We start from the raw sequence: 8,199 nt of genomic DNA, 5'->3' as shown, positions 1-8,199 counted from the left end.
GCGTTATGAGCCAAATAGAGAATGAAGTATGGATGGAAAATTAAAGTGCCATCATTGTGATAGTGAGTTTACGGCAGAGCAAATACTATCGGGCTGCCAGTACTCTTATCCGCAAATGGAGGCTCTTGGTTTTATTTGCCCATCTTGCAATAAAGCGAGTCAAATCCGAGTAAGGGGTGGCACCTTCCAGTCAGTCGAAGTAATTTCGGCACCTGGTCCAGAGTGGGTAATACACGATTCACTTAGACCAGCGGGTTTCGAGTATCGAATTGACCCTGAGTGGGTACATTGCTGGTTAGGTGGTAAACATTTTGAATTCAAATCAAAGTAGCGGTCAGCTCATAACAAGGCCAAGCAGCATCCCCCCTACGGGGCTGGACCTCGCTACGCTCGGCCGCTGTTGGCGGCGTTAAGCATCTCATCGAAATTGGAGTTCAATATGAGCAACGAGAAGGCAATCGAAGAAGTTGAATATGAGCAAAGACTTCGTCGACGACTGAAAGTTCTTCAGGAGCAATTCAAAGCGGGAAAAATAAGAATTGCCGAAGGACTTGATGTTGAAAAGAGTCTTCTCGCCGTTCGCACCGGTCCTGATGGTGAGGTAGATCTTGATACGGTAGATGGTCTGGTACGATCTATGGCCCTGGCTGTCACTGCTATGCATGATCGTGAGGAGCTAAAAAAGGAAGCGTCTTTGAGTGAAATACAGAATATGTATTTCAAATTCATAGAAGATAATTTTGGCGGCTTCTTTAAGATAATGAATCAACGAGGGATGACGCCACATGATGCAGGAATGGCAGCACAAAATAGCGAAGCATCCATTAAAGAAATAACCGAAAATCTTGATAAATTTCTTGAAATAATAGACCAGTTTTGGGATGGAGTTGGTGAGATTGCACATATCCATGTGGAAGATATGCACCATAATGTGAAGGGGATTTTTGGTGGCGACCTTTTTCCATCACATGATGAAAATATTGCGTCTAAGTGTGGTTTATATACTGATACTATTGTGCTTCCAGACCCGTTTTTAAGATCAAAAGTTATTTTTGAGCACTATAGTCTTGCCGATAAAGCCTATTACTTCATGAAGCATGCGATGAATATCCTGCAATACAAGCAGTTGGCATGTGCAGATGTCGATGAGCCTATTGTTGTTGTATTGCCTGACATGGCTATTTTGCAAGAAGGGGAGCGTGAGTTTTTTCATCGCCTAGGAAAAGAAGATTCTTTAGTACATTCCGGTAAATTGTTCGGGCGAGATTTCGAGTCCTTCGAAGAATTGATGGATTTTTGTAGCTCACTGGATTCCATTGAAAGAACTGTTGCTGAAATATCCGACGGAAGCAGAGTTTTATTTGACACCAATTGGAGTGGTGATATTGGAGATCAGATAGAAAGGGCAATGAAAAGTGATCATATGCAGCCTTTTGGTCAAATTACTCCTGGAGTGGCTTTGGCGAGTTTGGCTCTTGGTCGCATGTCCGTCAGTAATGAGATGCTCATTAAGTCCCGGCGTTTGAATGGTACTCCTATAATAGATGCTCCGACTTCTTGGCAGTATCTAGTCTGGAAAATGGAATACGATGCAGAAAGAGCTGAATCGGCACTAAAATCGCAGGACCTCCATGTAATAAAAGGACTAAGTGATCTTTCTTCAGGTGATATGAAGTGGATTGGCAATATCCCCCCGGAAGCGCTTATTGAAATACGAAAAGAGGGGGCGATGGATGAAATTAGGAATATTCTAGGTAAAGGGATAAATGATTTAATCGAAGCAAACCCCGCTAATTTTCATCGGAGCCGAGACCATATATTCGAAAACATAAATTCAGCATTTAGCCAACATCAAAAAAACCTAGATGCTTTGAGCAATAAGAAATGGAAATTTGCTGGGAAGGACATTGGTTCTTGGCTAGTTGTAGGCTCACTGGAGGTGGCTGCAGCGGTTACTGGAACGCCAGTTTGGGGAATGGCGACAATAGCTGGAAATCAAATGTTTGATGTTCCGAAATTAAAAGATATTCCTCAATCAATAAGAGACTTAGCTGAAGAAAATAAAAAAGTTAAAAAATCACCAGTCGGTCTTCTTTTCAATATACATAAAAAAAATGCTTAACAATGCGCTGCTGTCGGACAATTTTTCCGCTACGCTCCATGTCAGCCCCAAACCGCAGCGTTAAATAACCGAGTTAGCTGATGGAGCAACGAGTGACCCAGAAGATCAACGATAGAACTAAAGATTTGATTTCTCTTCATGTCGCTGGTGCGACAGTGAGGCATACCAGCCCCTATTCTGAACTTAAAGTCGATGAAAATACGCAGCCTTTAGATAGTGCGTTTATAGCGACTTATGTAGCTCCTTTTTATTTGCAGAGAAAAGATACTGATGAATTCCGACAGAAGTACTTAGCGGTAAAATCTTCAATAGATATCAAGCTTGTTTCAAAATTGCTTGGCGATTTTAACTGGCGACCAAGATCTGTCGGTGCATATTTTTCTGCTCTTGGTGGCATGAATGAGCTTGAGGAGCATATTGGGAAATTGCTATTGCGTAGTGATGTTTGTTATACGGGCAATAATTACTGTTTGGCATTAGCTTCTTTTTCGTCGCAAGCAGCCATTCATTACCTGGAGCAGTATCTGGAGTACTATCTTGAACAACCTGACTTATGGTTTGATCAAAACTCAGCAATGGCGGCATTATCATACATTGGAGCAAAACAAGGTGAAGACCTGATAACTCCCTATATACCTTTGTGGCAGAAGTTTATCGCTAACAAACCGAATTGGGACTTGGCTGAATCTATTGAACTGTTTTCCCAACAAATGAGCGTTTTAAATGAATTTAAATACGAACTCAACAGCTAACAATCCTTGTCATTCTGGGCCTGCGGCCCCTGCAACGCTCACAAGTTTGCGCGCATGCGCGGGGTGTTACGTGAACAAGCAGATTACGGGAAACAATAAAGAGATTTTGTAATGGTAAATTTTACTGTCGGAAAGTGGACTTCTGAGCCGAAAGTTAGTGAAGTAACTTCGGAATTAGTGTCGATAACAACGGAGCCGAACACAGATTTTTGGCAACGCTCTTATTACGGTTTCCGTAATGATAATGCCCCTGCATTATTAATCGAGTCAGAAGAAAATTTCACATTTACAGCGAAGGTAAGTTTTGCTTACCAAGCTCAGTTTGACCAATGTGGATTGATCATTTACCTCGATAATGAAAATTGGTTCAAAGCTTCCATTGAGTATGAAAATCAAGAGTTTTCCAGACTCGGTAGTGTGGTTACAAATTTAGGTTACTCAGATTGGGCAACCTCTGACATCTCGCTCCCCAAAGAAATTTGGTATCGTTTAAATCGTCGAGGTCCAGATTTCCTCATCGAGTCATCGTTTGATGGCCAAGTTTTCAAGCAAATGCGGATATTTCACTTGCATCAGCTGGGAGAGACTACGATAGAAATGGGTAAATGTAATCCACCGTTAGCGGCACAAAATACGGTGAGTTTTGGCGTTTATGCATGTAGTCCTTCTGAATCATCGTTTACAGCAAAGTTTACCGAAATGAGTCTAGAGCCTTGTAAATGGTTAGCACACGCGGTTTAAATTCACATAACACATATGAGCCTGCCCTGAGTCAATAGGTAAAATCGCTCTTCTGGCCGCGGTAGCGGCCAATCTGTAGTCCCTCAGGATGATAGGTGAATGTACTATTCTTTTTTTGGTCAATGCCAAATTATTGCTTAGGTCGGTGCTTGGTAGGAAGGAAATTTAACATGCAGTTTTTAACAAACTTATTTCAGGATTTAAGGATCTCCAAAAATTCGGTTGAAGGTAGCCAGACTTCAGTCCGGGCTCTTCAGAATGAAGCTCATGTCGATACATTGTCAGAGAAAATTGACCAATTATACATAATGAATCTGGCCGCACTGGAATTGCTAACCGAATTAGGTATTACGCAGTCGCAGATTATGAAAAAAATTGAAGAGATTGATTTACGCGATGGAAAGCTGGACGGCAAGGTATCGCAACCCACAGAATGCTCAGATTGCGGTCATAGAATTTCAAAACGGCGCACAAACTGCTTTTATTGTGGGGCCAGAATTAACACTTTGGGATTTAAGGCAACATAACAAATAAGAGCTGAAGGGCGGTACGCAGCAGGCTTTGATCTTATACGTAAATGGAAATATTTGAATCATGATTAAAACAATAAAAGTCACAAAGAAAGACTACCTTAACTACACTGATTATGCGTTCAAGCGCTTATGCAAACCACAGCAGATGAAAGGTTCAGGTTTTCTTAAAATCATGGTTATCTGGTGTATCTTAGCGATGGCTTTTATGTTTATTTTTCAGATCGATTCAATCTCATTATCCAGTTTTCATTGGCCATCAGCCGCGGTAGTGGCTTTTCCTCTTGTTGTATTTATAGTCGCTTACTATATCAATATGCGTAAACTCCGACAGTCAAGTGTGCCGAATGACAATGGATTAATGCTCGGAGAAAAAACGATAGAATTTAGCCCTGACGGAATTGTAGAAATAAACCCACTTGGAAGATGTTTCTATAAATGGGAATGCGTTGAAGCAATAGAAGAAAATAACGGTGATCTATATATTTTTTTGGACAAGCTTCTTGCCTTGATTATTCCATCAGCGTCTTTCTCATCAGAGATGGAAAGAGCAGACTTACAAGCGCAGGTAGAAAAATATAGATAACAATCAAAATCAGCCGACGCGTACCGCGCGTCGGCTTTAAACGTAGGTAATTATGAGAATTCTATTTTTATCAGCAATAGCCATTTTTCTATCAGCCTGCGTTGACCCGTGTGTAGATGAAATTATTCGCCAAGCTGCTGACGAAGAACAAAAAACTGCTGCTGTACATATACGCAGAAATTGTGGTGCTACCACAGGCTATGCAGAGCAAGTTTACATTGTAGTTTCCGGTGCAAGTTATAAGGATGCCGAGCCAATTTTTACGGCTGACAAGGCTGATAATCTGGCTATTAATTGGTTGGATGGCCGAACTTTAGAAATTAGCTATGATTCAGCCAGAATATTTAACTTCAAAAACTTTTGGCACTCTGCTGAAGTTGATAACTTTCAATATGTTATTAAAGTTGCGCTACGTGAGAGCAGCCAGTAATCAACAGTGTTAGACGAGTTAGCCGGCTATAAACCGGCTTGCTCCAGTAAGGTTGCCATATGCTGCAATGCCGTTAAGCCCTGAATATCAGTAGCTTGCAGTGGCACTTTGTAACGCGGTAGTTTGGCAAAATCGTGTTCTATCTGGGCTAAATGCACTTTTTCCTGCGCACGCCGTGCGGCGAGGAAGTCGCCGTCGGCACTGTCGGGCAGTATGCGGTTTACTATTAAACCTGCCAGCGGCAGTTTTTCCTGCAATAAGCTTTGTACTGCGCGACCGGTTTCGAGTATTGGCAGTTTTTCTGGCGTTAACACAAACAACAGGGCAGTGCGGCTGCTGTCGGTTAACACTTCGCGGGTGCGTTGCAACAAGCGCTGGCGGGCCAGTAAGGCTTCGGTAATGGCTTTATTGCGTGCATCCATACCGTCGGTAGCGTTTTGGTTAGGATCGGCCAGCGGGTTGTCTACATCGCGCCCAGCTTTGGGCGTTAAATGGCCCAGTACGTCACCGAGTTTTTCTGAGCGTTTATTGGCATTCAGCAGGCCCTGCGTCCAGGCTGCCATGGCTTCGGGTAGGCTTAATAGCCGCAGTGTATGGCCGGTTGGGGCGGTGTCGAAAATCACTAAATCGTAGTCTTTTAACCCCAGCTCAATCACGTTAGCAATGCGCTCAAGCATCGCCGCTTCCTGCGCACCGGGCGATTGACGGGTTAAGCGCATTTGCCGTTCAATTTCGCTGTACATTTCAGGCCGGGTAAAGCGCTTTAGCTGGGCAGTAACTTTGGCCAGGTGCTGCTCTACCTCGCGGTCCGGGTCCAGCTCTAAACCGTCTAAATCAGGGGCTAAGCGGGTAATATTGTCGCCAATTTCACGGTCAAAAGCATCGGCCAGGCTGTGCGCCGGATCGGTAGATACCAGCAACACCTTTTTGCCGCGCATACTTGCCAGCACTGCCATGGCAGAGGAACTGGTGGTTTTACCCACGCCACCTTTGCCACCAAACAGCAGCACACGTTTGTCGGTTAACAACATTTGAAATTATCCAGTGGCGAATGCTCCATGCCCATACGGGTATGCCAGTCATGGAAGCGTTCCATTAATAAAGGTTGTAACTCAAGGGTGTAGTAACTGGCGGGGTTGGGCACGCCCATCATTTCAGAAAATATCAGCAGCATAAACAGGTCGTCCTGTTCACGCCTTGCGCGCGCTATCGCACTGCGATAGGGCGCATTGTAGGCTTCTTCTGCGTAAAAACTGGCCTGGCGGAACCAGGCCTTAAATTTGTCTAAACTCATGCTTCGTCAGCAGCGGGGTTAGCTTTATTGGCTTTAAGTTGTTTGGTTAATGCCGAGCTGCATTCCAGTGATACCAGAATGGCTGCTACCAGTACAATTAAGTCCATAGTGAACAGGAACCAGTCGCCTTTGTCGTAGAAGCTCTTAAGCTGAATAAGCAGGCCCAGCGTGGTCATGATCAGCAGGAAAACTAACGGTGCCAGTGTGTACCACATTGGCCGGCGCAGTTTAACCAGCATAACGGTGATAACCAGTAAGGTTAAGCCAGCCAGTAACTGGTTAGTGGTACCAAACAGTGGCCATATCAACATACCGCCTGAACCATCACCACCGGCACCAAATGCCAGCAGTAAACAGGAACCTACCGCTAACAAGGTGGCAGGAGGCGCTTTTTGCATCCAGCCAATGTTATAAATACTGCCCCATTCCTGGAAGATGTAACGCTGCAGACGTAAACCGGTGTCCATAGTGGTACCGGCAAACAACACGACCATTACTGTTAACAGTGTTTGCGACAGCACGGTGTCTAAACCGATACCGGCTTGCAGAATATTCGCGCCACCGGTAATAAAGGCCGACACACCACCCTGGCCAAAGCTGTGGTAAATAGATTGCCAGTCGGCCAATGTCGCAAAACCGGCCGTTGCGGCAATAATAGCGGCTAACGCTAATGAACCTTCACCTACGGCACCAAAGTAACCGACAAAGCGCACATCGGGTTCTTTATCCAGTTGCTTAGACGTTGTACCGCTGGATACCAGGCCGTGGAAGCCCGAGATGGCGCCACAGGCAATGGTAACAAACAGTAGCGGAATAAGAGATGGCGTGCCTTCCGGAACATCAGTATTAAAGGCCGGAGCTACTACATCCGGGCCGGAAATAATTACCGCGCCGTATAACAGAATTAAGCCGATAAACAGTTGAATACCGTTGATGTAGTCACGTGGTTGCAGCAGCATCCAAACCGGCAGTAAGGACGCAATAGCGGCGTATACGAACAGCATGATGATCCAGGTTTGGTTATCGCTCAGCGGGCCAACCATTTCCGGTAACGATAGTGGCAGGGTAGGGCCAATGTAGATCATGCCGTACAGCGCAACCACGCCGACGATGGTCACCAGCAGTAAGCTCATATTTTTACGGTAAATCAGCTGGCCGATAATCAGTGCAACCACAATAGCGCCCCACACCGGGATAGTGGCACTTGGGAACCTAATCAGCTGGCCGGCGATAACCACGGCAAAAACGGCGTTTACCATCAGCAATACTAAAAAGATAACAATCATAAAGATACTACGGGCACGGTTACCAACGATATCGCCGGTTAAGGCACCGATAGATTTTGCTTTGTTGCGGCTGCTGGCCCAGATAGCACCGGCGTCATGCACACCAGCAAAGAAAATAGTACCAAATACTACCCATAAAAACGCGGGCACCCAGCCCCAGATCACGGCAATAGCCGGGCCGATAATAGGCGCTGCACCGGCAACAGAAGTAAAGTGGTGGCCCCAAAGGATATATTTGTTAGTGGGAACGTAATCTACGCCGTCTTGCATTTCATGGGCAGGAGTACGAAAGTTAGGATCAACTTTAAATATTTTTTCGCAAATAAACTTGGAATAGACGAAGTAACCAAGCGCCATTGCGCCAAGCCCCATCAACATCAGAAAAATGGCATTCATCTTTTAGCCTCTGTAGGTATTGATATAATTATGGTTAGGGTCAGCTGAGCATAGTACAAAAA

9 protein-coding genes are annotated in these 8,199 nt (G+C 44.8%); 6 read left to right on the top strand and 3 right to left on the bottom strand.

The genetic code is table 11. The annotated features are described in order from the left end of the window. The first annotated feature begins 439 nt into the window (after positions 1-439). From BLW68_RS18820 to BLW68_RS18795, 6 genes are all read left to right on the top strand, one after another. A complete protein-coding gene (locus BLW68_RS18820; protein ID WP_177172292.1) occupies positions 440-2,122 on the top strand; it encodes a hypothetical protein in 1,683 nt (560 codons plus the stop codon). Between the two features lie 92 nt (positions 2,123-2,214). Next, the gene (locus tag BLW68_RS18815; protein ID WP_143039986.1) at positions 2,215-2,874 is read left to right on the top strand and encodes a DUF6000 family protein; all 660 of its coding nucleotides are present in this window, start codon (positions 2,215-2,217) and stop codon (positions 2,872-2,874) included. A 111-nt stretch (positions 2,875-2,985) separates the two neighbouring features. Then, complete coding sequence (locus BLW68_RS18810) at positions 2,986-3,615, top strand: DUF1349 domain-containing protein (RefSeq protein ID WP_092796589.1); 630 nt, start codon at positions 2,986-2,988, stop codon at positions 3,613-3,615. A gap of 170 nt (positions 3,616-3,785) precedes the next feature. Then, on the top strand, positions 3,786-4,142 hold the full coding sequence (locus BLW68_RS18805; RefSeq protein WP_092796587.1) for a zinc ribbon domain-containing protein: 357 nt from the start codon (positions 3,786-3,788) through the stop codon (positions 4,140-4,142). A 67-nt stretch (positions 4,143-4,209) separates the two neighbouring features. Next, positions 4,210-4,731 carry a YcxB family protein gene (locus tag BLW68_RS18800; protein ID WP_092796585.1) on the top strand — a complete coding sequence of 174 codons (522 nt, stop codon included), beginning with the start codon at positions 4,210-4,212 and terminating at the stop codon, positions 4,729-4,731. Between the two features lie 52 nt (positions 4,732-4,783). Continuing rightward, positions 4,784-5,161 (top strand): hypothetical protein, encoded by a 378-nt coding sequence (locus tag BLW68_RS18795; protein ID WP_092796583.1) that lies wholly within the window; start codon positions 4,784-4,786, stop codon positions 5,159-5,161. Positions 5,162-5,187: 26 nt separating this feature from the next. Here the strand turns inward: BLW68_RS18795 and BLW68_RS18790 are convergent, their stop codons facing one another. The 3 genes from BLW68_RS18790 to BLW68_RS18780 are packed head-to-tail and all read right to left on the bottom strand — an operon-like array spanning position 5,188 to position 8,137. Next, the gene (locus BLW68_RS18790; RefSeq protein WP_092796581.1) at positions 5,188-6,192 is read right to left on the bottom strand and encodes an ArsA family ATPase; all 1,005 of its coding nucleotides are present in this window, start codon (positions 6,190-6,192) and stop codon (positions 5,188-5,190) included. Further along, positions 6,183-6,455 (bottom strand): cory-CC-star protein, encoded by a 273-nt coding sequence (locus BLW68_RS18785; protein WP_092796579.1) that lies wholly within the window; start codon positions 6,453-6,455, stop codon positions 6,183-6,185. Before BLW68_RS18785 ends, BLW68_RS18790 begins: the two co-directional genes overlap by 10 nt. Next, on the bottom strand, positions 6,452-8,137 hold the full coding sequence (locus BLW68_RS18780; protein ID WP_092796577.1) for a carbon starvation CstA family protein: 1,686 nt from the start codon (positions 8,135-8,137) through the stop codon (positions 6,452-6,454). The genes BLW68_RS18785 and BLW68_RS18780 overlap by 4 nt, the downstream gene beginning before the upstream one ends. Positions 8,138-8,199: the final 62 nt, after the last annotated feature.

Origin of the sequence: Rheinheimera pacifica (assembly GCF_900108485.1) — a bacterium.
Lineage (GTDB): Bacteria > Pseudomonadota > Gammaproteobacteria > Enterobacterales > Alteromonadaceae > Alishewanella > Alishewanella pacifica.
The sequence above is the reverse complement of the archived record's forward strand: the minus strand, read 5'-3'. Positions and strand labels throughout refer to the sequence as shown.

Coding starts and splice junctions, on each gene's coding strand:
- BLW68_RS18820 (WP_177172292.1), top strand. CDS start 440: ATGAGCAACGAGAAGGCAATCGAAGAAGTTGAATATGAGCAAAGACTT.
- BLW68_RS18810 (WP_092796589.1), top strand. CDS start 2,986: ATGGTAAATTTTACTGTCGGAAAGTGGACTTCTGAGCCGAAAGTTAGT.
- BLW68_RS18805 (WP_092796587.1), top strand. CDS start 3,786: ATGCAGTTTTTAACAAACTTATTTCAGGATTTAAGGATCTCCAAAAAT.
- BLW68_RS18800 (WP_092796585.1), top strand. CDS start 4,210: ATGATTAAAACAATAAAAGTCACAAAGAAAGACTACCTTAACTACACT.
- BLW68_RS18795 (WP_092796583.1), top strand. CDS start 4,784: ATGAGAATTCTATTTTTATCAGCAATAGCCATTTTTCTATCAGCCTGC.
- BLW68_RS18790 (WP_092796581.1), bottom strand. CDS start 6,192: ATGTTGTTAACCGACAAACGTGTGCTGCTGTTTGGTGGCAAAGGTGGC.
- BLW68_RS18785 (WP_092796579.1), bottom strand. CDS start 6,455: ATGAGTTTAGACAAATTTAAGGCCTGGTTCCGCCAGGCCAGTTTTTAC.
- BLW68_RS18780 (WP_092796577.1), bottom strand. CDS start 8,137: ATGAATGCCATTTTTCTGATGTTGATGGGGCTTGGCGCAATGGCGCTT.